24 protein-coding genes are annotated in these 26,386 nt (G+C 48.2%); 14 read left to right on the top strand and 10 right to left on the bottom strand.

The genetic code is table 11. The annotated features are described in order from the left end of the window. Positions 1–309 precede the first annotated feature (309 nt). From METLU_RS26300 to METLU_RS0122895, 8 genes are all read left to right on the top strand, one after another. On the top strand, positions 310–1,401 hold the full coding sequence (locus METLU_RS26300) for an acyltransferase family protein (protein WP_051300156.1): 1,092 nt from the start codon (positions 310–312) through the stop codon (positions 1,399–1,401). A 685-nt stretch (positions 1,402–2,086) separates the two neighbouring features. Further along, complete coding sequence (locus METLU_RS26305; RefSeq protein ID WP_051300158.1) at positions 2,087–2,575, top strand: helix-turn-helix domain-containing protein; 489 nt, start codon at positions 2,087–2,089, stop codon at positions 2,573–2,575. Positions 2,576–2,864: 289 nt separating this feature from the next. Further along, positions 2,865–3,884, top strand: coding sequence for a polysaccharide biosynthesis protein (locus tag METLU_RS0122870; protein WP_027160228.1), 1,020 nt, complete (start codon positions 2,865–2,867; stop codon positions 3,882–3,884). Positions 3,885–3,886: 2 nt separating this feature from the next. Next, positions 3,887–5,014, top strand: coding sequence for a non-hydrolyzing UDP-N-acetylglucosamine 2-epimerase (wecB, locus tag METLU_RS0122875; protein WP_027160229.1), 1,128 nt, complete (start codon positions 3,887–3,889; stop codon positions 5,012–5,014). Between the two features lies 1 nt (position 5,015). After that, entirely contained in the window at positions 5,016–5,873 is an 858-nt protein-coding gene (locus METLU_RS0122880; RefSeq protein WP_027160230.1) for a dTDP-4-dehydrorhamnose reductase family protein, read from the top strand. Continuing rightward, positions 5,874–7,157, top strand: a complete 1,284-nt coding sequence (locus METLU_RS0122885; RefSeq protein WP_027160231.1) for a glycosyltransferase family 4 protein — start codon at positions 5,874–5,876, stop codon at positions 7,155–7,157. A 226-nt stretch (positions 7,158–7,383) separates the two neighbouring features. Further along, entirely contained in the window at positions 7,384–9,240 is a 1,857-nt protein-coding gene (locus METLU_RS26960) for a hypothetical protein (protein WP_051300160.1), read from the top strand. 10 nt (positions 9,241–9,250) lie between these two features. After that, entirely contained in the window at positions 9,251–10,642 is a 1,392-nt protein-coding gene (locus METLU_RS0122895; RefSeq protein WP_155920688.1) for an O-antigen ligase family protein, read from the top strand. A gap of 52 nt (positions 10,643–10,694) precedes the next feature. Here METLU_RS0122895 and METLU_RS0122900 read toward each other — a convergent pair whose 3' ends face one another. The 3 genes from METLU_RS0122900 to METLU_RS0122910 form a co-directional block, all read right to left on the bottom strand. After that, on the bottom strand, positions 10,695–11,720 hold the full coding sequence (locus METLU_RS0122900) for a sterol desaturase family protein (protein ID WP_027160233.1): 1,026 nt from the start codon (positions 11,718–11,720) through the stop codon (positions 10,695–10,697). Positions 11,721–12,138: 418 nt separating this feature from the next. Continuing rightward, on the bottom strand, positions 12,139–13,215 hold the full coding sequence (gene galK / locus METLU_RS0122905; RefSeq protein WP_027160234.1) for a galactokinase: 1,077 nt from the start codon (positions 13,213–13,215) through the stop codon (positions 12,139–12,141). Next, entirely contained in the window at positions 13,212–13,742 is a 531-nt protein-coding gene (locus tag METLU_RS0122910) for a hypothetical protein (protein WP_155920690.1), read from the bottom strand. Before METLU_RS0122910 ends, galK begins: the two co-directional genes overlap by 4 nt. A 234-nt stretch (positions 13,743–13,976) precedes the next feature. Here METLU_RS0122910 and METLU_RS0122915 point away from each other — a divergent pair, with 234 nt between their 5' ends. The 4 genes from METLU_RS0122915 to METLU_RS0122930 all read left to right on the top strand — a co-directional run bounded on the left by METLU_RS0122915 (position 13,977) and on the right by METLU_RS0122930 (position 17,579). Next, positions 13,977–15,242 carry a cobyrinate a,c-diamide synthase gene (locus METLU_RS0122915; protein ID WP_036243426.1) on the top strand — a complete coding sequence of 422 codons (1,266 nt, stop codon included), beginning with the start codon at positions 13,977–13,979 and terminating at the stop codon, positions 15,240–15,242. Beyond that, positions 15,239–15,775 (top strand): cob(I)yrinic acid a,c-diamide adenosyltransferase, encoded by a 537-nt coding sequence (gene cobO, locus METLU_RS0122920; protein ID WP_027160237.1) that lies wholly within the window; start codon positions 15,239–15,241, stop codon positions 15,773–15,775. The genes METLU_RS0122915 and cobO overlap by 4 nt, the downstream gene beginning before the upstream one ends. A 133-nt stretch (positions 15,776–15,908) precedes the next feature. After that, complete coding sequence (locus METLU_RS0122925; RefSeq protein WP_027160238.1) at positions 15,909–16,271, top strand: hypothetical protein; 363 nt, start codon at positions 15,909–15,911, stop codon at positions 16,269–16,271. Between the two features lie 252 nt (positions 16,272–16,523). Next, positions 16,524–17,579: an AI-2E family transporter gene (locus METLU_RS0122930; RefSeq protein ID WP_027160239.1), complete on the top strand. Its 1,056-nt coding sequence runs from the start codon at positions 16,524–16,526 to the stop codon at positions 17,577–17,579. A 189-nt stretch (positions 17,580–17,768) separates the two neighbouring features. Here METLU_RS0122930 and purM read toward each other — a convergent pair whose 3' ends face one another. Beyond that, positions 17,769–18,812 carry a phosphoribosylformylglycinamidine cyclo-ligase gene (gene purM, locus METLU_RS0122940; RefSeq protein WP_027160240.1) on the bottom strand — a complete coding sequence of 348 codons (1,044 nt, stop codon included), beginning with the start codon at positions 18,810–18,812 and terminating at the stop codon, positions 17,769–17,771. Between the two features lie 280 nt (positions 18,813–19,092). Between purM and METLU_RS0122945 the strand changes: the two genes are divergently transcribed. After that, the gene (locus METLU_RS0122945) at positions 19,093–19,500 is read left to right on the top strand and encodes a hypothetical protein (protein ID WP_027160241.1); all 408 of its coding nucleotides are present in this window, start codon (positions 19,093–19,095) and stop codon (positions 19,498–19,500) included. A gap of 63 nt (positions 19,501–19,563) precedes the next feature. On the opposite strand, the gene METLU_RS0122950 is transcribed toward METLU_RS0122945, so the two are convergent. The 4 genes from METLU_RS0122950 to METLU_RS0122965 are packed head-to-tail and all read right to left on the bottom strand — an operon-like array spanning position 19,564 to position 22,274. Continuing rightward, the gene (locus METLU_RS0122950) at positions 19,564–20,031 is read right to left on the bottom strand and encodes a nucleoside deaminase (RefSeq protein WP_027160242.1); all 468 of its coding nucleotides are present in this window, start codon (positions 20,029–20,031) and stop codon (positions 19,564–19,566) included. Beyond that, entirely contained in the window at positions 20,032–21,096 is a 1,065-nt protein-coding gene (metA, locus tag METLU_RS0122955) for a homoserine O-succinyltransferase MetA (protein WP_027160243.1), read from the bottom strand. A gap of 12 nt (positions 21,097–21,108) precedes the next feature. After that, on the bottom strand, positions 21,109–21,960 hold the full coding sequence (locus METLU_RS0122960) for a P-loop NTPase family protein (protein ID WP_027160244.1): 852 nt from the start codon (positions 21,958–21,960) through the stop codon (positions 21,109–21,111). A gap of 14 nt (positions 21,961–21,974) precedes the next feature. Further along, complete coding sequence (locus METLU_RS0122965) at positions 21,975–22,274, bottom strand: DUF6763 family protein (protein WP_027160245.1); 300 nt, start codon at positions 22,272–22,274, stop codon at positions 21,975–21,977. Between the two features lie 608 nt (positions 22,275–22,882). On the opposite strand from METLU_RS0122965, the gene METLU_RS0122980 reads away from it, so the two are divergent. Then, entirely contained in the window at positions 22,883–23,302 is a 420-nt protein-coding gene (locus METLU_RS0122980; RefSeq protein ID WP_027160246.1) for a GNAT family acetyltransferase, read from the top strand. Positions 23,303–23,373: 71 nt separating this feature from the next. Here METLU_RS0122980 and METLU_RS26315 read toward each other — a convergent pair whose 3' ends face one another. Together METLU_RS26315 and METLU_RS0122990 are read right to left on the bottom strand one after the other, a co-directional pair. Next, positions 23,374–25,428 (bottom strand): PAS domain S-box protein, encoded by a 2,055-nt coding sequence (locus tag METLU_RS26315; protein WP_051300164.1) that lies wholly within the window; start codon positions 25,426–25,428, stop codon positions 23,374–23,376. 37 nt (positions 25,429–25,465) lie between these two features. Continuing rightward, positions 25,466–26,284, bottom strand: coding sequence for a PAS domain-containing protein (locus METLU_RS0122990; protein WP_081679181.1), 819 nt, complete (start codon positions 26,282–26,284; stop codon positions 25,466–25,468). Positions 26,285–26,386: the final 102 nt, after the last annotated feature.

A 26,386-nucleotide genomic window follows, 5' to 3' on the forward strand; every position in this document is an offset into this window, starting at 1 on the left:
AGTGTAAAAATTTATCTGTAATAGAAATATTTCGTTTTAAATATTTTTAATATTAAATTTCCTATTTTTATTATATTAAAGATTTAGAAAATGTGGCTAAATAGAATTGCTCTAGCACTCTGTTAAAAATTAGGTGCCAGCTGGCGCGAATGGGCGGAGATGATATTGATGCTTCAATAGTTTGGGTTATATCTGAAGTGTCTCGTTGCCGTTTAAAAGACGTGATTCCACATGTTTCAAATAATTCCATATAGATAATGTGCGGCGCCTTTTTGATGCGCCTAACTATAAGTCAGACGGTAATTACATATGACAAATACCAGAGTCAATGAAATCGATTTGCTGAGATTCTTTGCTGCATTATCGGTTGTATTTTTCCATTATTCGTTTAGAGGCTACGCCGCAGATGCGATGTCAGTCATGCCATACCCATTATTGGCCCCTTTTTCCAAGTATGGCTATCTTGGCGTTGAGCTATTTTTCATCATCAGCGGATTTGTCATTCTGATGACCGCTGCAAGCGGAAGTTTGAGACGCTTTTTTGTTTCAAGAGTTGTTCGGCTTTATCCTGCTTTTTGGGCGTGTTGCACTATTACATTCGCTGCAATCATTGCTATCGGGGGCTCACGATTTTCGGCATCTATAAGTCAGTATCTAATTAACTTGACCATGCTGAACGGTTTTGTCGGCGTGCCTTCCATTGATGGTGTTTACGGGACTTTGTTGGTAGAGATGAAGTTTTACGCCTTGGTTGCAGTCATTTTGGCAATTGGCAGAATTCATCAGGCACAGTTATTTCTAATTTTATGGCTGATCGCCTCGATTGCTCTTGAGATCATGCCCATAAGCTCACTGCGATCTCTTCTGATAGTTGAATTCTCCGCTTATTTTATAGCTGGTGCGACCTATTTCTTGATCTGGTCTCAAGGCGTTTCTCTAACAAGAGTTGGGATGATTATTTTGTCGTGGGGTCTCGCCGTATTTCAGACGGTCAATCGCCTGTCAACTTTTGAGAAGCACTACAATACGGTTATGAGTAGCGACGTAGTTGCCGGAATTATTACCGTTTTCTTTTTTGTGATGCTCCTGGTTTCTCTAAAACGCACAGGTTTTTTTAGTCGCAATAACTGGCTATTGGCTGGTTCGCTCACCTATCCGCTTTATCTTCTTCACCAAAATATCGGATTTATGATTTTTAACATTGCCTATCCGGCAATCAATCCTCATCTACTTCTTTGGAGCACTATAGCTGCTGCTCTCGGAGCAGCATATGCTGTGCATGTTTTTATTGAGAAAAAATTTTCATTACCACTTAAAAATGCCATTAACAACTCTATCAATTTCATGCAGCGCCTAGTAAACACTGCAATACAGGAAGTGAGTAGTATAAAGACGCGATAGATTTGGGCATTTCCTCCGCGAAGCGTTTCCTGCATGATGAAATGCAAAGCTCTACAAACCTGCATCGAGTCTACGTACTCAGCTTTATACTTTAGCTTGGGAGTTCAAACAATAGGATATAGTTGCATGTTATATGCTATTTTGAGTCAAGTGATTTATAGGAAGATTATAAATATGGAAAAGTACTCGTTACTTCAGATAAGTAAACGCTAACCATAAATCAACTATATTCCAATCTGACCGGCGCATATAAAAACTGGTTCTGTCTAGAAATACCTGTCCATATTCTGGTAATACTGAAAACAAACAAGCAGTATAACCAGGCTGTAAAATAAAGGTGATATTCATCACAAACTTTATAAGTTATCAACTTTTTAATAGAAAAATATAATAAACTATATTTTTATAAGTAAGCTCCTTGTTAATTGCTATCAATAAGTTGACATGTGTTTAAAATCTTTTTTACATATAAGTTAATGTAAAAGAATGAAAATTCAGAAGATAATGTTTATCTAGTACTAATAATTTATATAGTGATAACAAAGGTGATTATTGTCACAAACTTTATAAATTATAATTTTTCTAAATATAAATATGTTATAAAATTAATTTTAATATATAAAATTTTGAAAAATTAATATGCATTAAAGTTCCCGTTTTCCACATATAAAGGACCAAATAAAAAATGGGGGTTAAACCAATAGAATTACTCGAAACCGATCGAGAATTGCTTCAGCAACTCATTAAAAAGGGCGCCGATTGGCGGGAGAGAGAGCGAGCGGAGACAATCCTGATGTTAGCGGAAGGGCGCTCAGTCAAGGAAACCGCCGAAAAACAGGGGCTGACTCGGGAAGCGATTCGCGAACGGCGAAGGAAATGGTTGAAAACTGGCTTTGCAAGCTTGCCGGATAAGCCTCGTAGCGGTGCGCCGAATAAGCTGAGAGATGAACATCGCGATCAGCTCAGAAACTGGATTGAGGCTGAACCGTTAACAGCTCGACTGCTATTGAGCAGATTGGAAAAAACATTCGGCGTCCAGATAGGCAGTACCACTTTGCGAACAGAGCTGAAGCGTCTAGGCTATGTCTGGAAGCGAACTCGGTACAGTTTAAAAAAGCGCGATGATGCAGGCCAAAATAGAGATTGTTGCCTGGGTCAGGCGGGCACTGAATAGTGCATTTTAATTGGCCTATATCCACGAGGCAGGTTTTGCATACAGCTCCCAACCATTCCGTATGACCAAAAAGCGGAAAGGAAGCAACGACCAAAATCAACTCCTTTTTGTCGTTAAAGTTGTTTTTTAACAATGTTCGGCCAACTGTTACCGGATGCACACCGATTTTGCTGGCTGATTGATGAGTAACAGCTGATGGCTTGCAAACGAGCATCACAATCTGGCTGTGCCAGATTACCACTTAAAAACTGTAGATTTTTTTCTTAACGATAATTATATCGGATAAATAATGTTTGCTAATAAAACGCTATTGATTACTGGTGGCACTGGTTCTTTCGGTAACGCTGTGCTGGATAGATTTCTTGATACCGACATTCAGGAAATTCGCATATTCAGTCGTGATGAAAAAAAGCAACACGACATGCGGCTTCAGTATAACAATGACAAGATAAAGTTTTACATTGGTGATGTGCGTTCCTTCGATAGTATTGATGCGGCGATGTGCGGCGTTGATTATGTCTTTAGCGCGGCGGCTTTAAAACAAGTCCCTTCCTGTGAGTTCTATCCCATCGAGGCCGTTAAAACCAATATTTTGGGCACGGAAAATACACTGAAAGCGGCCATTAAAAATCAGGTGAAAAATGCCATCGTGTTGAGTACGGATAAAGCCGTTTACCCGATTAACGCGATGGGGATGAGCAAAGCCTTGATGGAGAAGGTAGCTGTTGCAACATCCCGTAACGTGCCTGGTAAAGGACCGGTCATATGCAACACCCGTTATGGCAATGTCATGGCATCACGCGGTTCCGTGATCCCTTTGTTTATCGAACAGATCAAATCGGGCATGCCGTTGACCATCACTGATCCTGATATGACGCGCTTCATGATGTCGTTACCCGATGCGGTTAACCTGGTTTTATTTGCCTTCAAGCATGGCGTGCAAGGCGATACATTTGTTCAAAAGGCGCCGGCAGCAACAGTTTTAACGTTAGCTAAAGCCTTGAAGAAAATTTTTAATGCCAAGAATGAAATTCGTATCTTGGGTACGCGTCACGGCGAGAAAAAGCATGAAGCGCTGCTGTGCAGGGAAGAGTATTTGAAAGCCGAAGACTTGGGCGGGTATTTCAGAATTCCTGCGGATACCCGCGATCTGAACTATGCCAAATATTTTGAAGAAGGTGAGCAGGTTTTATCTCAAGGACAGGACTATACCTCCGAAAACACCGAACGTTTGGATGTTGAAGGTATGATCGAGTTATTAATGAAGCTCGATTATATCAATGACGAACTCAAGTCAGATTTAAGATAGCCATGAAAAAGATTATGACCATCGTGGGCACGCGCCCGGAAATCATCAAACTGAGCCGCGTGATTGCCCAGCTTGAAAAATACACGGATCATGTCTTGGTGCATACGGGCCAGAATTACGATTTTGAGCTCAATGAAGTGTTCTTCAATGAACTGGGCATCAGAAAGCCCGATTATTTTTTAAACGCGGCCGGCAATAATGCCGCCGAAACCATTGGCAATGTCATTATAAAGTCCGATCAGCTTTTAGCTGAGGTGCGTCCTGATGCCCTTCTGGTATACGGGGACACCAATAGCTGCCTGTCCGTGATTTCCGCCAAGCGCAGAAAGATACCCGTTTTTCACATGGAGGCAGGCAACCGCTGCTTCGATCAACGCGTGCCTGAAGAAATCAACCGGAAAATAGTCGACCATCTCAGTGACATCAATATGACGCTGACCGAGCATGCCAGACGCTATCTGGTGTCCGAAGGTGTTCATCCGGAAACGGTTATAAAAACCGGTTCGTCAATGCTGGAGGTGCTGAATCATTATCAGGCCGATATTGATAAATCGAACGTACTGGAACGGCTTGGATTGGCGTCACGGGACTTTTTTATTGTCAGTGCGCACAGGGAAGAGAATATCGATTCCGAGGAAAATTTTAATGATCTTCTGGCTTCGTTAAATAGTATCGCCGAGAAATACGGCAAAAGGATCATTGTCTCGACTCATCCGCGCACCCGGAAAAAACTGGAATCTTTCAGCGGCAAGCAGTTCAGCGCACTGATCGAGTTTATGAAGCCGCTCGGTTTCTTTGATTATATCTGTCTGCAAAAGCATGCTTTTTGCGCGATTTCCGACAGCGGCACCATTACCGAGGAAGCGTCCATACTGGGCTTTCCAGCCATTACCATCCGTCAGGCCCATGAGCGACCCGAAGGCATGGATGAAGGCACATTGATCATGTCGGGCCTTAAAGCCGAGGACATCGTCAATGCGATTGATATCGTCACCGATCAGTGGCGCGAAAATCCGAATGGCATTCATCTGGTGAAAGATTATGACGTAGACAATGTTTCCCAGAAGGTCGTCAGGATTATCGTCAGTTATATGGATTACATTAACAGAACGGTATGGAAGCACTACTGATATGAAAAAAGTGATCGTATTAGGCAGTGCCGGCATGGCCGGCCATATTATGGCCGAATACCTGCAGACTACCGGTGATTATCAGGTATTCGGCGTGGCGCGCGAGGACGGCCGGCATGTCGATAAGAAGCTGGATGTTCTTGATTTTTCCGGACTGCAAGCTTATCTCAGCGTAATCAATCCGGACCTGGTGATTAATTGCATTGGCGTGCTGGTCAGCAAATCTGCTGACGACATGTGCACCGCCATACAAATCAACAGTTATCTGCCGCATTTTCTTGCCAGGCTGGGTAAACAGCTTGATTTCAAGCTGGTCCATATCAGCACGGATTGCGTGTTCTCGGGCAAGGACGGCCAGTATCGTGAAGATTCGTTCAGAGATGGCAACGATAACTATGCCAGAACAAAAGCGCTGGGCGAAGTCATTAATGATTACGATCTGACCATTCGTACCTCCATCATTGGCCCGGAACTCAAACACAATGGCACAGGCTTGCTGGATTGGTTTTTTAAACAGCAAGGCGAGATCAAGGGTTATTCCAGAGCTTACTGGTCGGGCGTCACGACACTGGAACTGGCAAAAGTCACCCATGAAATGATCAAGCGGGGCATTACAGGGCTTTACCAGTTATGCCCCAGCGAAAAAATATCGAAATACGAATTGCTGAAGCTTATTGCCAAGGTATGGGATAGGGATATTTCCATATTGCCTTATGAAGGTTATGCGGTTGATAAAAGCTTAGTGTGCACGAGAACTGACTTTAATTATCCAAAACCGGAGTATGAGGCCATGCTGGTTGAAGCTCGTGAGTGGATGTATACGCATGTTGACTATTACCCTCATTACCGGCCGAAATAAATGAAAATCCTGTTAATAATTGACGATTATTTGCCCGGCAGCATCAAGGTGGGGGCCAAGATGATGCATGAACTGGCTGTTGAGTTTGTAGCTCGCGGGGATCAGGTCACCGTTATCACACCCGATCACAGAGTCAGCAATCGACCTCAAATGACAACTTTGGATGGCGTTACGGTCTGCCGTTTTCGTTCCGGTGAAATCAAAAACGTTTCCAAAGTCAAAAGAGCCATTAATGAGACATTGCTTTCGTACAATGCCTGGCAGGCCTATAAAAAGTACTTTAAAAACAACAGGCATGATCTGATCATTTATTATTCGCCGTCGATTTTCTGGGGCGGATTGGTCATGAAGCTGAAGAAGCTTTGGGGTGCGCCGAGCTATCTGATCTTGCGGGATTTCTTCCCGCAGTGGGTCATTGACAACGGCATTTTGAGCGCCCGCTCGCCCATCACCAAATATTTCAGATTTTTCGAGTGGCTCAGCTATCGGGCGGCAGACACGATAGCAATTCAATCTCCTAAAAATAGGGAATGGTTTGCTAAAACGGCACAAACCGGCAAGCCTTTAGACGTGCTTTACAACTGGGCGGCCAACGAGCCCGTTTCCTTATCTGGCAGCCATTATCGCGAAGCCTGGGGGCTCAAGGATAAGGTCGTTTATTTTTATGGCGGCAATATCGGCCATGCCCAGGATATGATGAACATTGTGCGTCTGGCCAAGAACATGCGGGCAGAAGCCAGGGCGTACTTTGTTCTGGTCGGTGAAGGAGATGAGGTTGGGCTTGTCCGTAACAGCATTCAAACCGAAGGGCTGATAAATATCTCGCTCATGCCGGCTGTTTCGCAGGGTGAATTCAAACAGATGCTGGCCGAATTCGATATCGGGCTTTTTACGCTTCATCGAGATCATACGACCCATAATTTTCCCGGCAAGTTGTTAGGCTATATGGTTCAGCATATGCCCATATTGGGCAGCATCAATTCGGACAATGATCTGAAGCCTGTCATAGAAAATGCAGGCGCCGGGCTGATAACTGTCAATGGCGATGATGAAGGCCTGTTAAACAATGCCTTGAAGCTGCTACACGATGAGAAATCGAGGATTCAAATGGGAGAAAATGCGAACAAGCTACTGAATGAGCAATTTTCGGTTGAATCCGCAGTAGACAAAATTACGGCGTTTGCTGTCGGCCATGGTGTTAATGGGATAAGCAATAGCGAAGCGGAATCAGCGAAAGCCCGATCCCATCACGCTACATCGAAACTGATTGCTAAAAATGGATAAGTCGCCAGAGTCCATATCATTACAGACGGATCGTAATAGACAGGTAAAAGCACTGGCGCAATTCAGTTTTCAAAAATTTAAGTTGAATTCAATCAATGGAAAAGAAGAGGGCTTGCCTTAAAGAAAAAAGCGGAACCATTTCCAGTCGGTATGCCGGCTGGCTTTTCATGTAGATATTATTGTTCATTTACCCATCATACTTTTTAACTTAAAGGATTACACATAAATGCTATCTGATTATTTGTTCGAATATTGGGCAGTATTTGGTATATCTGCCGCGATTGTTATCATGCTGACTCCGCTGTTTATAAAGTTGGCTCCGTATGTCGGCTTAATGGATGTTCCCAATGAGCGTTGTATTCATAAAAAAGTCACGCCATTAGGCGGTGGATTCATCGTATTTATTGGATTTAATTTCGCTTGTTTCATGCTTTATCATTATCTCTGGCCGGACTTTGCAGGCCGGCTGGGCGTCAATTGGTGGCATGCTTTTTTTATCTCGTCGGCTATTTTACTGATCGTTGGTTTAGTCGATGATTACCAGGGCATATCACCTGTAAGCAAGCTGGCAGGGCAGGGACTGGCGACTGTTTCTCTCTATTTATTATCGGGCTACCAATTTAACTTGTTGGGCTTTGATTTTGGGTTTTGGGGCGGTTTGATTTTTGTTTTGATCTGGACCCTGGGCATAGTCAATGCATTTAATTTAATAGATGGTTTGGACGGCTTATGCTCGGGATTGGCGATGATTTCCAGTGTGGGCCTGGCGGCTGTTTTTCTGTTCCGGGGAGTGCCCGGAGACGCAATGATTTGCCTGGCTTTGGCCGGAGGCTGCGTAGGATTTCTCCGCTATAACTTTTTTCCGGCCAAAGTTTTCCTGGGCGATACCGGCAGCATGTTTTTGGGCTTTGCTTTGGCCAGTATCAGTTTGCATGCGGGCGGCAAGGGCTCTTTCTTTGTCATCCTGGCCGTGCCCTTCTTTATTGCGGGCATTCCAATTACCGATACATTGCTGGCTATCTGGCGGCGTTCAATCCGTAAGGTACTGGCTGATCGAGACGGCAAGCCGGGCGTTAAGATCATGCAGCCTGATAAAGAGCATTTGCATCACAGACTGCTTGATTATGGCCTTAAACAGCACCATGTGGCACTGGTTTTGTACGCGGTTAATATGTTGATCGTCGGCTTGGGGTTATTCTTCATTGTCGCCCAGGAGGCTGCCAGCGGTTTGTTTTTGATTATATTTATCACCGCTGTTTATCTGCTTGTTAAGTATGTGCTGCAGATCGAGTTATGGGAGACCACCAGGCTACTGGCCCGATCCAATGACAGGCCTCAACTCACGCGTTTCAAGCTGATTTTTTACCCGCTGTTCGATTTGCTGTGGATGTCGCTTTCCGCCTGGCTGGCAGGCGTCATCGCTCTATCGGGCGAGCAGCCGTTTCATGGCATGAGCGACTGGGCTTTCCGTTTGCCTATATGGGTGATGCCCGTCCTTTTAGCACTGTTTGTATCCAAGGCTTATATTAAAATCTGGCGGAACAGTTTTTTCAGGGATTATCTGTCCCTGATGCTGGCCGTTGTTGTCGGTTGCAGCATTAGCTGGGCATTGATTTGTTTGCTGACGAACAACGCGAACATTTCGGCATTCAATCAGTTGTTGTTGTTTTGTTTATTTTCCTTGATAGGCGTAATCGGCATTCGGACTCTTCATCAAGTCGTCAGGGAATGGTGCGCCGCTGCCCATAATCATAATAAACGCAACGTATTGGTTTATGGCGCCGGTACGCATGGCGGTTTATACATGCGTGAACGTCATTTAAATCATAGTGTCGAGTTGGGTTCTGTGAATGTGGTCGGTTTTATAGATGACAATAGCTCATTGAAGGAGAAATATGTTTACGGGAAAGCTGTATTGGGCGAGTTAAACGATTTCAATGATTTGGTTTCGAAACATAATATCGATGAAGTCATACTGACGACCTCCATTTCAACCGATAACTTATCCAAACTAAAACAGATTGCTGATCAGCATAAGATCAAACTAATGGAATGGCGCGCTTATACCGTTGGCGTTCACTAGGCGAAGAACAGTGATCTTCTATAGTTTGCTGGCTGTTGTATTTTTGTCGCCTTTGCCATACGGAGCCAATCGTCCCTGGTCATGGAGTTTGTGTTCACTGTCGGTGGCTCTGTTAGGCATGGCTTGGGCTGTACAGTTCTTTGTCAGAAAACGGCAAACGCCTTTTTTTCAGCATTTGAGTTCTATTGGCGATGTGGCGGTGTTGTTCTGTGTCGTGCTGTGTTGGGCCTGGATACAAACAACCGGTCTAGCCGCTGCTGAGTGGCTTCACCCGTTATGGCAAACGCAAAATGAACTGCTGGACTTTTCTTCCGGTGCTATTTCTTTGAATCCGGCCGATACGACGACTTCAATCATGCGCTTGTTAAGCTACGCGTTAGTGTTTTGGTTGGCATTATGTTTTGGCCAGGATAGGCACAAAGCTAGATCCGCTTTTTACGGATTAATGGTGGCCGGCTTTATTTACTCGGTATATGGACTGATCATTCAGTTGGGTGATTTCAAAGTGGTTTTGTGGCACGAAAGGCCCTATGCCGATTCCGTATCTTCGACTTTTATCAATAGAAATCATTTTGCGACATTTGCGGGGTTAACGCTGCTGTGCTCGTTGGCTTTGCTGAGTGAACGCATGGAAATATTGGCGGAATATAATCTGTCCGGCAATCTGGGCAGACAACGTTTTATTGAGAATCTGATTACGAGTGCATGGTTTCCTTTGTTGGCTTTTTTCACCATCAGTTCGGCATTAATCCTGTCGCATTCGCGCGGCGGTTTTTTAAGTTTCAGTCTGGCCCTGTTGGTTTTTTTGATACTTTTTTATGTCAATCCCCGTACCCGTAATAAAAACACGCTGGTTATCCTGGGTTCCCTGACCGCGTTGGGAGCGGTTATTTTTTTCGTCAGCAGTGATGGCTTACTTGATCGTTTCGGACGCCTGGATGAGGAAAGCAGAATCAGAACGACTGTCTATGGCTTGACCTGGAACGCCATTGCCAGTAATCCCTGGACAGGTTTCGGATTGGGCAGTTATGAGGAGGCTTTTCATCTGTATCAGACTATGGAGATCGCCGGGATCGAAGCAGTTCCGCTGATTCATGACTATGCCCATAACACGTATCTGGAAACCATTTTTGAACTCGGTTTCCCGGCTGCCCTGGCGTTGTTTTATTGCTTTTTAAAAATCATGTGGCTTTGCTTTAAAGGCTTTCTGCTTAGAAAGAGAGATATGATTTATCCGGCAATCGGTGTTGCCGCTACGGTCTTGATTGGAGTTCATGCGTTGGTTGATTTCAGCATGCAAATTCCGGCTGTTCCTTATGTTTATGCCTTATTGATGGGACTTGCCTGCGCGCAGTCTTTCAGTTCTTCCGCTCAGCCTCATATCATGGGCAGTAAAAGATAGGCCGGTTTGTAGGCCCGGCCTATACACTATGAGGACATGCCAACTCTGATGCTCAAACATAGCGGGAGCGTATCAGTCTGGGATTGAACAGTTTCTGCTTAGGCATCGGTTTTCGCTGAAGGCGGTCCTTACAAACCAGTCTGACGATGTCTCTTTCGGCTTCCAGCCAGTCGCCAAGCTCATAGCCGGGAGAAAAACCGCGCCTTTTGGCTTTGAAGTAGGCGGCCTCGGCGATCATTGGTTTCACATGTTCGGGGACAAGGACAGGCGCTGCCGGGGCAGTGGCGTTGGTGAAGCCCAGTTTCAAAAGGCTCAGCAGGTCCTGAGGCACACTGCTTTTGATGCCAATCTCAGCCGGCTCCAACTCCGCGCAGGTACCGAACAGGCGATCCCAGATTGACAGTACCAAACCGTAGTTGCGGTCATGCTCGTGGCGTTCAGTTGAATGATGGACCCGGTGCAGATAGGGCACGATAACGATCTTGCCTAGCAGTTTTTCGTTGCGGAATGAAATATTCGCGTGATGGAACATGACGAACAGAGTCATGATAGTCTCATTAATCAGCACAATCGTTTTATCCGTACCCAACAGCACAATGTAAACAGCTTTCAGTGCCGTAATAACGAGCAACTCCGCAAAGTGCACACGAAACGCTGTCGAGACATTTAAATGCGGGTCGCTGTGGTGGACTTTGTGAAAAATCCATAGGCAATCAAAGCTATGACTGGCTTTATGCCAGAGATAAAACATCAGATCGAGCAACAAAAACGATACGATGATTTTCCACACGGGATTGGCAATATAACTCAGTAGCCCTTTACCTGAATATTGTTCAGCCAGTATCAGCAGAGACGAAATCGGCAATAGCGAGAGCGCGGCGCTGTTAAAAACGAACAAGTTGATATTGGCCTGAATAGATCGACGTTTCCCTGATGGAGGATTTTGGATTTTAGGGGCGCGTGCCTCAAGTGTTGATAGTATGATGAAAAACACAAGCAGCGCTGTCGTGGCCAGTTCTCCTGATGTCAACGCAGCCCACGTTATAACGGATTCAAAAAATGCAGTTAAGTGTGACATCGATTTTTCCTTATGGTTTAAGGGATATAACAACCTACGGCCAGAAGCTTAAATAAAATTTATTAACCTTTAATGACAGTGGGTTCCGAATTTTTTTCTAGACATTGAGATAACTGCAATAGGCATGCCATAAACTGGATCGCAGTCATGAGAAATTAGCCAAAGGCTTGTCGGATAAGGCCAGACAAGCATTCAAGAAAGTACAAAAGCTTATAAAAAAGACGGCCGGGCGAACGACCAGCAACAGGTTCGGTGCATCAGTAAGGCGCAATGTCTCTGTTTTTGCACCAATAAGATCTCTTGGCGCCGGATTTGATTTTAGAACTTATCCATAGTTAAACATCGGAACCGACCGTGTTGATATAACAGCATTGTGCTAATACGGCAGGCCATAGCGTGGCATCAAATCAACATATGCTCACTCCGGTGGTTTCGGGACCAGCAGGCGGCCGGAGCGGCCGGGCTGATTGTAAAGCTTTACGCTTTCCTGACCGATATGCAGCGCTGCGCCTTGCTCGCATAACGCAACACAAGTGCCGCCGAAACCGGTGCCGGTGAGCCGCGCGCCATACACGCCGGTTTGGTGCCGCAAAATCGACACCAGCTCATCGAGTTCGGGTGTAGACACTTCGTAATTGTTGCGCAAGCTGTCGTGTGAACTATTCATCAGTTGCCCGAATTTCTCGGCACTGATGTTTTCGCGTGCGCACTGCACACGGTTGTTTTCGCTGACGATATGCTGGGCGCGGCGGCATAACGGCTCCGGCAAGGATTCAGTCAGGCTAGGGTCCGGTACATCACGTAATGTGGCCACGCCCAGCAACCTTGCCGCTGCTTCGCATTCGGTGCGGCGTTCGTTGAATTTATCGCTCGCCAGGGTATGTGTAACGCCTGAATCGATGACCAGAATTTCCGTTCCGGCCGGCAGCGGCAGTTTTTGGTGTTCCAGCGTGCGAGTATCAAGGAACAGCATCTGGCCCGTGTCAGCCTGACTGGATGCCATCTGATCCATCAGGCTACAATAAACGCCCGCATAGTCGATCTCGGCACGTTGCGCGAGCTGGGCAATCTGGACATCGTCCAACGGGAGCGAAAGCAGTACGCGTAAAGCCCTCAGCATCGCCACCTCAAGCGCGGCGCTGGAGGACAGACCCAGTCCGATGGGGACATCGGATGCGATATAAATGTCCAGTTTCGGTAAGTCGATACCGAGTTCCTCTATCTGGCGCAGACAGCCGTAAATATAATGGCCGAAATGCTCCTCCGGCATCTCAAGCATATTGAATTCTATAAACTGCTTCAGATTGGCGGCGTAAACCCTGAAAATGTTACCCTCGTTAGGCCGTAGCAGCACGTGTGTGGATTGCGGGATCGCCGTTGTCAACACATAACCGTCGTCATTGTAGCCGGTATGTTCGCCGAGCAGATCGACGCGCCCCGGCGCTTCGGCGCTGGCCGTAGGATGTGTGCCAAAGATGGCGGCGAATGTTTTCATGGCTGCAGACTCCCTATATCGACTGCAATGTTCTGAAGTTCGAGCGCTTTATCCTCAGGCAGCATGTCCATAATGAACATACCGTTCGCTTTCTGAAAAGTATCGGTAAATTGTGTATGGCCGAAGCTGCGGAATAGCGTCGTTTGGGGAAAAACTTCGATGAGCCCTTTATAGATGCGGATGAATTCCTCGCCGTTCTGGGCGATCGAGTGGTCCCGCGTCTGTTTCACTTCGTGAACATATTCGGCGTAGGCAACGCCGCCGAATCTGGCCGGCATCAGGATGTGACTGCTTTCGGCCTTGGGATGAAAAGCACGCTCATAAAAGCAGGCGGGATTAAATCCATGCTCGTCAATGCCGTGAGTTTTCAAGTCCGGCGGGAACGGCGCCAGAATAACCGGAAGCCATTGGGAAATATCGGATGGTTGACGGAATTTGCGTTCTTCATCGAAGACAAATCGCCAAGATCCATTCAGTGATCTCCGGCGTCTGCCTGCTAATTGACGGCAGGGATAGGGGCAAGTCACAGTGTTCTCCATATTGAATCAGGATAATTAATCAACTTTGCATAGCCCGTCAGGCCGCCTCAACAGAGCACTTCGCGTAATATTTTGTATCGATACCCTGAATGGTCGGTAAGTTCACTCGGAATCCATAAGATCAATCATTGCAGATGCCGGGGAAAATGACGCGTCGAGGCTGAATTACAAATTTCAATGCCAACCCGGTACAATGAGCAAATTATTAACCAGGGAACATGCATGAAAACAGCAGTATTGGCCGGCACGCACTCCGGCTGCGGCAAAACAACGGTCATGTTGACGCTGCTGCAATACCTCCGCGAGAAAAAACAGGCTGTCGCCGCTTTCAAAGCCGGTCCTGATTTTCTGGACCCATTGTGGCATCAGGCCATTACCGGCAGACCTTCTTACAATCTGGATACACGCATGATGGGTGCCGAGGCTTGCAAGTTACAGCTGCAGCAGGCGAAAGATGCCGATATTGCCCTGATTGAAGGCGTCATGGGCATGTTCGACGGTGCCTCCGGCGTCGGACAGGCAGGCTCCAGCGTTGATCTGGCGCGCGTACTGGGCTGCCCGGTCATACTGGTCGTCGATGCGGGCGGTATGAGCGGCAGCATTGCGCCCTTGGTCAGCGGTTTTTGCCAGTTTGCCGAACAGCGGGGCGTCAGTATTGCCGGCATTGTCGCCAACAGAGTTGGCAGCGAGCGTCATGCCGGTCTATTAAAGACCGCATTGAATGACTATGACTTGCCGCCATTGATTGCCTGGATGGCGCGCAGCCAGGAAAGATTGGGCGAGCGGCATCTGGGGCTGAAACGCCCCGAGGAAGGCTTCGTGCCCGATTTTCTGCCGTTTTTTCATCCGGATGAGCCGCTGTTCGAACAGGCTTTTTCTGAAATGGCAGCGGCCGCACCGATACCGGTTCAAAGCGAACCGCGACTAAAAGGCAAAACCGTGGCCGTGGCCCGTGATGAGGCTTGCTGCTTTATTTATCCGGCCAATCTGGACTGGCTGGCGGCGCAGGGCGCGGCTATCCGGTTTTTCTCGCCGATCGCCGGCGACAGCGTGCCTGAACAGGCTGATGCGGTCTGGCTGCCTGGCGGTTATCCTGAACTGTATGCGCAGCCGTTGTCGGAGTCCGCAAGCTGGGCATCGTTAAGATCATTCATTGAAGCGGGAAAACCCGTGCTGGCCGAATGCGGCGGCGCCATGCTGCTGGGTCGGGAACTGGTCGATGCGGCAGGCAACCACTGGCCCATGGCCGGCGTTTTTCCTTATGCTTCGGTCATGCAGCCGAGGCTGGCCGCGCTGGGGTACCGGGAAGACGGCTCAGGGGCGCGAGGGCATGAGTTTCATTTTTCCAGGCGCGAGCAGGATGAGGGGCTTCAGAAATGTTTTGATTGTGCATCGGGCGACAGCGGCGTGCGTTATAAAAATGTGCGCGCTTCGTATGTGCACTGGTATTTTCAAAGTAGTGATCAGATTACGGAATGGTTTTTATGAAAGCGAGAGACAGACGGCACGGGCTGGTAGTGGTCAATACCGGAGAGGGCAAGGGCAAATCATCCAGCGCGCTGGGCATGGTGTTTCGTGCCGCGGGCTGGGGTATGAAAGTCTGCGTGATCCAATATATCAAGGGACAATGGCAAACGGGCGAGCAAAAGGCCGCCGAGCGCTTCGAGAACATCGAATGGCATGCCCTGGGAGACGGCTTTACCTGGGATACCAAGAACCCGGAACAGGACATCAAAACCAGCCGGACGATATGGGAGTTCAGCAAGCAGAAAATCGCTTCCGGCGAGTTCGATCTGGTCTTGCTCGACGAGATCAATTACTGCTGCGGCTATGGCTGGATTTCGGGCCAGGAGATCGCCGATTTCGTCCGTCAGGAAAAACCGTCCTGGATGCATTTGATCCTGACCGGCCGCAATGCGGCGCCCGAAGTCGTTGCCTGCGCCGATACGGTGACTGAAATGACCAAAATCAAACACGCCTACGAGCAAGGCATTAAAGCCGAGCAAGGGATTGAATTTTAGGACGCAAAAGGAGCCATTTTTAGCGTTTATTCTTTCATTGCCGAGGACAGGCAATTCGCATAGAATCCGTAAGGTAATGCTCCATGGCGCCTTTAGCACGGCGCGTAATTATTAAAACAGGAAGAGAACGCAAATGAGTGATACAACTAAATTGATAATAGCGGTGGTGGGCTTCTTTGTCATAGGCTTCATCATGGTCGGCTCCAATAAAAGCCAATCTCCGGAACAAATGGAGGCCGCATCGCAGATCAGAACCTATGCCGCCATGCAGACGATGGCCAATAGCAAGTGCCCGCTGGCGATCAAGCAGCATACCGGCGAGCAGGTATTTTTCCCTTCGGAAACCAAGAGCGATAAAGATACTTATATTACGCTGAAGTGGGTCGGCGAAAACAAGGGCGGATTTAAAACGGCATCCTGCACCTTGAGTCTGAATTTGGGCGGCATCTCCGAACTCATTATTGACGATAAAGTCATCATCAAGAAAAAAGTCTAGTTTTGATAGATATTTCACTATATAACATTATTGGCCGACCTTGGATAACCGTTTTGGTCGGCCAGATGCGTTCTTCAGCTTAACTTCTGCGCTCCTTCGACCTCAAGCTTAATTCGTGACAGTTTCCTATTATGTTATTACTGCATAATCCTGTCTTTACTCATACTCATGTTTAATATTAAAGATTATGATCAAGCAAAGCCGGGGACCGTTAACCGGAACAGGCCGGCGAATACATAAATGGAGTTCTCGATGACTGATTCACAAAAATGGCTGATTTTTGCTTTTATCGCGGTTGGCGCCTGGCTGATCTATTTGCTGGCGCCGGTGTTGATGCCGTTTGCCTTTGCCGCGATGCTGGCCTATCTTGGCGATCCACTGGCCGATAAACTCGAAATCTACCACCTGTCGAGAACCAACTCAGTCATTGTCGTATTTTCGGTCATGACGCTGATATTAATTTTGATTTTGTTGCTATTGGTTCCGCAACTGGAATATCAGATTACACGCTTCATCAGTAATCTGCCGGCTTACGCGGCATGGCTGAATCAGACCGTCATTCCCTGGGCTCAGCGCCAGCTTGATCTGGACATTAAGCCAATCGAGATCAATGAACTGATCGATGTCTTTAAAAGCCACTGGCAGAAAGCCGGCGGTATTGCTGCTACTATCATGAGTTCGCTGTCTCAATCTGGTGCGGTTATCGCGGCCTGGCTCATGAATTTGCTGCTGATACCGGTTGTGACATTTTATCTGTTACGTGACTGGGACAAGCTGGTGGCCAATATCTATGATCTGTTGCCGCGCCGCATCGCGCCGACGGCGGCCAAGTTGGCTACCGAAGTCAATTCGGTGCTGGCCGCGTTTGTGCGCGGCCAGTTTTATGTCATGCTGGCTCTGGGTGGAATCTACAGCATCGGGCTGTGGATAATAGGGCTGGATCTCGCCTTATTGATAGGCATGGTGGCGGGACTGGTCAGTTTTGTGCCGTATCTGGGGGGAATCGTCGGCATTGTCACGGCCTGCGTGGCTGCCCTGGTGCAATTTCAGGATGCAGTGTATCTGATTCCGGTCGCCATTGTGTTCGCGGTCGGCCAGGCTCTGGAAGGCATGTTGCTGACGCCGTTGCTGGTCGGCGATAAAATCGGCCTGCATCCGGTGGCCGTTATCTTCGCGATCATGGCCGGTGGGCAGTTATTCGGCTTTTTGGGCATACTGCTGGCCCTGCCGGTGGCATCGGTTATCATGGTGCTGGTGCGGCATGCGCATGACATCTATAGAGACAGTGTTTTTTACAGCAAACAGTAAGCGTATGAAAGTCATTAAACGCGCCGGTTTTTTATTGCCCGCATTGTGTTCTGTAGGCAATGCCAGCGATGAAGGACTGGTTATCAAGCGAGTCTACAGCTGACTGGGCGGTATTTCGGGCCGGATGAATCCGGCCCGACAGGAACCGTAATGCTGGAATTTTTTTCGCAGAGACGGTCGTCCCGCGTTTTAGATGTAGACGACTTCCGCTTTGCCTTCAGATGCCACCAGTTCGCCGATAGCGAAAACGGTTTCCCCCAGGCTGGCCAGAGTTTCCAGTGTCGCTTCTTCATCCTCCGCGGCGACGCAGACGATCATGCCGATGCCGCAGTTGAAGGTTGTCAGCATATCGGCCTGCGAGACATTGCCCTGTTGCTGCAGCCATTGGAAGATGGCCGGGAACTGCCAGCTGGACAGGTCAATCCGCGCGTCGAGGCCTTCTGGCAGTACGCGCGGCAGATTTTCGGTCAGGCCGCCGCCGGTAATGTGCGCGAGCGCATGAACATCAATTTTGTCCAGCAGCGCCAGCAATGATTTGACATAGATGCGGGTTGGCTCCAGCAGGGCGGTGCCTAGCGGTATGCCCTGGAAATCATCGCTCAGCGTCGCCTGGCTGCGGGCAATGATCTTGCGGATCAGTGAATAACCGTTGGAATGCGGGCCGGACGAGGCAATGCCGATCAGTTTATCGCCGATTTTAACCTTGCTGCCGTCCAGCACTTTGCTTTTCTCGACGATGCCGACGCAAAAGCCGGCCAGATCATACTCGCCGTCGGCATACATGCCGGGCATTTCAGCCGTCTCGCCGCCGACCAGCGCCGCGCCGGCCAGTTCGCAACCTTTGCCGATGCCCGCGATGACCGAGGCGGCGGTGTCCACGTCGAGCTTGCCGGTCGCGAAATAATCGAGGAAGAACAAGGGTTCGGCGCCCTGGACGATGATGTCGTTGACGCACATGGCAACCAGGTCGATGCCGACCGTGTCATGCATGCCGGACTCAATGGCCAGTTTCAACTTGGTGCCGACGCCATCGGTGCCGGAGACCAGGATCGGGTTTTCATAGCGGTCCAGCGGCAGTTCGAACATTGAGCCGAAACCGCCCAGGCCTGCCAGTACGCCCGCAGTGCGTGTTCTGGCTGCAATAGGCTTGATGCGTTCAACGAGTGCATTACCGGCCTCGATATCAACGCCGGCACTTTTGTAATTCAAGCTGTCTTGATTTTGTTCGCTCAATGTGATGTTCTCTTCAAAGTAATGATTGATGGCCAATATTGTACTAGACATCGCCGGTTTTGTGCGAAGGATATAAGGCAGTGTAATGCTTTATTTGAATCGCTGACCGGGATCAAATTCGCATAATGACGATAATACAGGCGCCAGTAGTTGTAATATCAATTGTTACGGGAACGTTATAATAAAAATTTAGCTCGGTTGAATTTCAATAAAAAAATAATTAAAGTGAATCTGGATAAATTAGATAATTAAAATTAGAAATCCCTGTTGAGGAAGATATATGAAGACAATAAAAGTACTAAAAGCCGCGCTATTGATTGCCGCGGTTCTGTTTAATGGTGCGGCGTTCGCTTACAGCAGCGAGGGCGAAACCGAAGAAGTCTGCAAAAAACCCAAGTTCATGAACTTTAGTCTACCTGTCTACAAAATGCCTGAAAAGACTGAAGTTGCGCCTGAATCCGAACTTACTTTTATGATATCGCCGTGGTCGGACCCCAAAACGCTCAAGCTGACCGCCAAGAACCAGAACCTGCCGTTTAACGTGGAAAGCACCTCCAGCTTTCACCGTATAAAGGCCAAGCTCCCTGCGGAGTTCAATGGCAGCTTCGTCAGAATAAATGCCAGCGTCAAGGCGGTATTGGGCTGTGACGATCAGATGGGCTGGCTGGTAAAAGTCGCTGAGAAATAGCGCTAAGGTAAAATTACAGGGCGGCCGGTCGGCCGCTCTTTTCAAGGCTTCATTCGAGAGCGCTTAATAAGGCATCTTGAGGCTGTTTTCCATCCAGATGTCGAACGGTTGCCGGGCATTGGGCAAGTTTAAATGCAGCATGGCGATGCTGCGTTCGGACGGCGGCACGGCAATTTCATCATAAATGAAGCTGTCGTCAAAATTGGCGGCAGCGGCTTCATAGCGCGTGCAGCCGAAATAGACTCTTTCCATCCGGGCCCAGTAAATGGCGCCCAGACACATGGGGCAAGGCTCGCAACTGGTGTATAGAATGCAGCCGCGGAGCTGAAAATCATTCAATCTTTTGCAGGCCATGCGGATGGCCATAATTTCTGCATGTGCCGTAGGGTCCAGTGTGCGGGTAACACCATTGGCGCTGGCCGCAATCACCTGATCGTCTTTTACAACGACCGCTCCGTATGGGCCGCCTAGTCCTGTGATGGCGTTGTTGACGGCCAGATCGATGGCGTGCTGCAAAAATTCTTCATGCATCTAGAGACCTAAAGGGTTTTCAGGATCGATGCCGTCCATAAAGGGCAGGCGCCGATCCTGGTTGGTTAACTGATAGACTTTTCCCAGCCAGTTGTTGAATACGGCCTTGGCCGTATCGCGCCAGGTGTTATCGATATGTTCCAGAACCAGGCTTTCCGGAAAGGCATCCAGCGGTCGGCCGGTTTTTCTGGCGGATCTGACATGCTGTTCGTAATCGGTAAATACCTGCCGGACATAGGTGTTGAAATAGTTTTCGGGGAAAGGCGGGTATTCCTCGATTTCGGCCCGATAAAAACGCATGACTTCCCGTTTGTATTCCTTCAGCAGGCTGATGTCGTCGTATTCAGGATGGCCTTGGAAATAAACAATGCGGAAGCCGTCCGGGCTGACGGCCAGGTGTGCGCCGGCTTCCTTGCTGACAACCAGCACCTTGAGCCCGTGCCGTTCCATATCGCTCTGGAATATCTCATTGAAGCGCGAATGGGGCACGTCAAAGCGCGTATTGATTTCCGCCACCAGCGGATGTTTGCGGTCTGTTACCTTGTGAGCAAAGACGCCCCAGCGTTTCGCCGGCAGGCGCGTGCGCTCTATGCCGTAACAGTATTGGATCAAGGCATGCGTGGCGAGGCAGGAGCAAAGCACCGAGGTGACGTTCTCCTTGGCCCAGGAAAAAACTTCCGTCAACGGTTGCCAGAAGTCCTCTTCGGGCAATCTCGGATGAGTCACATTGGCGCCGCTGATGATTAGCGCGTCCAAGCCATCCTGCTTGATTTTTTCAAACGACTCATAATATTTGTCGATATGGGCTTGCGCCTCGGGGCCTCTTGGCAGGCCATCGATCGTAAAAGGATGGACATGGAATTGCGTGATCTGATTGCAAGCGCCGACCAACCGGAAAAATTGCCGTTCCGTCGCTTCCAGCGCAGCGTCGGGCATCATATTGAGCAGGCCGATATGCATTTCCCGTATGTCCTGCTGGCTGGCGCGATCCGGCGCCAGGATTTCTTCGCCTTCTTCTCGAAGGCGCTGGAAAGTCGGTAAGTCAGAGTGAGCGACTAATGGCATAATTTTTCTTCGTTAATTGGATTGCTGCTTGGCAATCGCATCGGCAATCAGCCTGATGAAGTCGTCTTCGTCTTTCACTTCGGCGACATCGCGCGCATCGACGGTATAGCCATGCTGTTCGGCGATCGCTTCGTAGCGGGGCAGCCGGGACTTGAACAATTCCGGGAAAACCCAGGTGACAAATTCATCGGGCGGTATGACATTGGGATCGGCGTAACCGTTCAGCGACATGAATTCGGCCAGCTTTTCATCAAGAAACGTTTCCCGGTAATAGAGGGGCTTGGGATCGGTTTTGGCGCGCTCAATGATGGTCTGCTCCATGGCCGGCGGGATTTTGATATAAATGATCAAGGTATTCAGGGCCAGGGTTTCCAGCACTTCCGGACTGTCCAGCTCGCAAACGCTGCCGCCGGCGTCATTGATAAAATTTTTATAGCCATAGATATCTTCGGCTTTCTGAATAAATTCAGGCACATCATTCATGGCCGCGATTTCAGCCTGATGATGAAGCCTTTGCCGGCGTTTGAACTCCTGCAAGGACAATCCGCCAAGCTCGGGATTCCCGAGCTTGCCAAGAAAAGTCGATACAGGAGCGAGGTTGTCCACAGTTATTTTATTGGCGATATAGATGGAATCGGACAGCAGCAACTCGCGCAGGAACGGCACTCGCATGGCCTGGCGCTTGATATTGTCCAGGATCGGCTCTTCCAGGTATTTCGTGCCTATCCGGTAGTCGCCGGAATAGTGAAACCATTTGGATTTCGGCAGCTTATTAGCCAGCGTGGTTTTTCCCGCGCCGGACATTGCCAACAGGGTAATTCTTTTCGTTTGCCAGTCCAGGAATTCTCGGGGACTCATTTTCATGTGATAATTCCTAATTAATCCAGATAATCTTCGATATCCATATCGTCAGGATTAGGCCTGTGGTTGTCAGGGTCCGTATAACCCAGATCGTCGTTTTCGAGGTCGTCAAAGGGCGCGCTCCAGTCCTCAGGGTCTTCGATATAATCGAAGGTCGAGTTATACCAGCTGTCATGGTCATACTCGCCGATATCGCCGTTATAGTATTGGACCTCAATTGAATCGTCGCTTTCTTCAATGGCGACGACTTTAAACGTCAGATTGTTCTCTACGTCTTTATACCAGCTACCAATGATGGGGTCTGCTACTGTTGTCATGGTGTTACCTCAATGCTTGTTACGACGTTACAGAAAATAGCCGATATTATTAACAATGCCAAAGAAAATACCAAAATATTTTGGCTTGGCAAGAGGGAATTCGTGCCGCGCTGTGTGATGAAAACTGCTGTTCGGGCCATGCCTGATCAGCATGACAAGTCGCTATCAGGATAGTCTTTTTTGTGGCAGAAACGCAAGAAGTGGCTGCTGTGCCGCTAAATAGAATAACGCATCAGTAGGAACATGATATTCAATCTGATGAATGAAGCAAAAACGGCAGGCAAAAAAATGCGGCCATTAAAGCCGCATTTAAAGGAGGATTAATTCTAAAGTCTCTAAACGAGATCGCATCTCAAGAATTGGGTGTATATTAGCGATAAATGATAAGTGATGAAATGTGGCAGATTGTCGCGTGGCAGATTGTCGCGGACCGGTAATTAGTCTGCCTTCTGCATCCATCCAATAGGCTGAAAGTATTTCTCGGCGCTATGTTTTTTCCAGGCAGCCGTTTATTGATTAAGGCAATAAACTAATTAAAGGTTTTATTTTGAAGATTATGCGGCAAATAGATCGAATATACCGAGCCAGCGACAATCAGGAGCCAGTGCATGCAAATGCGGTCGTTTGAGGCGAAAGACCAGGAGTGTGTCGTTAAGCTCTGGCATGAGTGTAATCTGATAGTGCCGTGGAACGATCCCTACAAAGATATCCAAAGAAAATTAAAAGTGGATCCGGACCTGTTTATTGTTGGAGAGGTTGCGGGCGTTATCGTCGCAACCGTAATGGGGGGCTATGAAGGGCATCGGGGCTGGATCAACTACCTGGCTGTTTCGCCAACGCATCAACGAAAAGGCTACGGCCGCCAACTCGTGGCGTTTGTTGAGGCACGAATCAAGCAGAAGGGCTGCCCCAAAATAAATCTTCAGGTTCGCCAGTCCAATACTGATGTGATCAAGTTTTACGAGGCAATAGGGTATGGTAAGGACAACGTGATTAGCCTGGGCAAGCGGCTTGAAAGCGATAATTAGAGGCAGTGCCAATGATTGCAGCGCTGGTCTTGGCAGTGCGATGGTACTTCTAAAAATCGATAACTGTCGGATCAGGTTTGACCTATTACAGTCGTCAGTAAAGCGGACAAATTCGAGTGGTCTATGGGTTTGAGCAAGTGATGGTCGAAGCCGGCGGACTTTGATTGTTCATGGTCTTCAGGTTGCCCATACCCGCTGATGGCGACCAGGAACGCTTGTCGTGTTTCCGGCAACTCACGCAACCGTTTTGCAACCTCGTAGCCGCTGATATCGGGAAGACCGATGTCCAGCAGGACAACTTGGGGCCGGAAAGTCTGTGCTTTCTCCATGCCTTTTAATCCACAGTCCGCGGTATCGACCTCGTGCCCTTGTATCTGCAGCAACAGGGCCAGACTTTCCGTGACATCGGCATTATCGTCCACTAGCAGGATACGCAGTTTAGCTACCGATGAACCTGCGTCGGGTCGTAGTGATCGGGTCGCTGAAGGCGCATTGAATAATGGTAAGCGCATAGTGAATTCGCTGCCCTGCAGATTGCCCGCACTGGATGCGCTGACTGTACCTCCATGCATCTCGACCAGCCTGCGCGTCAGCGTAAGTCCAATGCCCAAACCGCCTTGAGAACGGGCTAAAGACGAGTCGGCCTGGGTAAAAAGATCAAAAATGTGAGGTAGCATCTCAGGCGTTATGCCTGATCCGGTATCCTGTACTTTAATCACCAAATAGTCAGCTTCCTGCATCACATTCAGGGTAATCCTGCCTCCCTCATCGGTGTATTTGGCGGCGTTATTCAGCAGGTTAGACAGTGCCTGAGTCAAGCGGACACGGTCGCCTTCGATCCACTTCGGCGTATCGGGGCGGGAAATGACCAGTTCCTGTTGGCGCGATTGGGTCAACGGGTGGCAAGTCTCTATGGCGCTGTCTACAATCTCGTTGAAGTCAAAACGGTCAATCTTAAGCGTGATTTTGTCCTGCATGATGCGCGCGACATCAAGCAAGTCGTCGAGCAGTCGCGCCATATGACTGACCTGCCGATCGATGATCCTGCTGCACCAGTCCAAGGTTGGGTTGATGTTGCCCTGGGTTTTCAATACCTGGACTGCATTACGGATGGGCGCCAGTGGATTTCTGAGTTCGTGTCCCAACATGGCCAAAAATTCGTTTTTTCGGCTATCTGCCTGTTTAAGGGCTATTTCCGTTTGCTTGCGCTCTGTTATATCGTGGACGGTGATAAGAAAGCAACGCGGCTCGCCGTTGCTGATTTGACTGATACCGAGATCCATAAGAAACAACGAACCGTCTTTTTTGAGACTCTCCAGTTCGCATCTGATGCCGATAATCTGGTTTTTGCCTCCGTTCTTGTGGCTGGTCAGTTGGCCTTCATATTCCCGCCAGTCGAGTTTGGGCATTAACTTGCTGATATGGCTTCCGGACAATTCTTCAGTGGAAAAACCGAAAATACTCTCGATGGCGGCATTGGCCGATTTGATGATGCCGTGTTCGTCAATCTTGATGATGCCGTCAAGCACATTATCGAAAATAGCGCGTAAGTTTGCCTCGCTTTTGCTCAACAATCCTTGCGTTTCTTTTAACTGATGGATGTCCGTGAGCGCCAGATTAAGATCATGTCTTTCCCGGTCCATTCTAGATAGGCCATCCAGCTTAACCCACAAAGGTTGCCCATTATTCTTGCGTAAGCGCAATTCGCAGTTTTGCGCGAATTTATTGTTCAACAATGCCTGGCGATAGAGATACAAGACATCCTGATCGAGATCCAGCACAAAGTCTGAAAAGGGTTTATTGATAAGGGCCTGTTTTTCCACGCCTAACATACTGGCCAGCGCCATGTTGGCGTTCAGAATGACGCCTTCACTGTTGAGGGTGAGGTAGCCGCCCGGAGAGAAGTTATAAAGTTCGATATATTCCTGAGTTATATCCTGAAGTTGTTTTTGGGATTTAAGCAGCTCATCGTTTTGCAATTCCAATTCAATGCGATGGGTATCTAGTTCGTGCAACAGGTCATGGAACTCATCCATTGAATAAGGCGTTGACGATGAGTGAGGCTCGGCTAATAATTCTTCCGCCCGATTTCTAAGATCATTAAATTTATCCGATTTATTTATCATAAAGAGGCAAATCCGGATTGTGTTATAGAGTATGCTTTTAAATCAACCGGGCTAGAACAATCACGTTGCTATAATTTAATTGGCTGACTTCGCAGGGCACCACCCATTCTACATTTAAAGCCAATGAATTTCCCTGCAGATCGTCGCAATGACATTCATAGCTGAGTTTGTCTTTCTGATCCCAGATAGCCTGCAATTGCGTTATAAAGGGCTGGAGGCTGCTCCTGATAAGCAATTCCGGTATGCTTGATGCCAGCTTTTCCTTATTATCCGCTTTAAATAACGTCATGGCGGCATTATTGATATGCAAAACACGCATGACTTTTAATAATCTTTCCGCTTCCTGTGGATGTTGGGTCAAGTGTTCATTCAGATCGGTTACGCCTTGGTGACGCAGTTCATGCAAGGCCAGTTCAATTCCGGAAAGGTCAGTTTCCCACATCGGAACAGGGCTGAAATCGAACAAGCTCTTATAGCGTCTTTCACTGTTGATGAGGGCCTGCTCGGCCTTTTTTCGATGGGTGATATCTTCAAAGCTGATAATCACGCCATCAATGACATTATTAGTGGTTCGATAGGGCAGGATACGTGTAAAAAAACAACGGCCTTTATCATCGTAGAGTTCTGATTCATGCTTATCGAGGGTTTTGAGTACCTGGCTGGAAACGACCGTTAAATTTATGCCTTGCAAAGATAAAGCGAAATGAGCAATCGGGCGGCCGATATCGGCGACTTCCAAGTTAATGATCTCCTTTATTTTGGGTGTAAAACGACGGATACAGCCTTTAATGTCCAGAAAAAGCGTGGCGATCTGGGTGCTTGCATATTCTGGCCCAACCTGAACACCTATTCTGATTCAATCTGAACACTGATTCTGAACGAAGTTGAACATTGATTCTGGTTTCAAGCTGAACACTTTTTGGAGCATTTCCAGAATCGGTGTTCAAGTTGCCGGAAT

Origin of the sequence: Methylobacter luteus IMV-B-3098 (assembly GCF_000427625.1) — a bacterium.
Classification (GTDB): domain Bacteria; phylum Pseudomonadota; class Gammaproteobacteria; order Methylococcales; family Methylomonadaceae; genus Methylobacter; species Methylobacter luteus.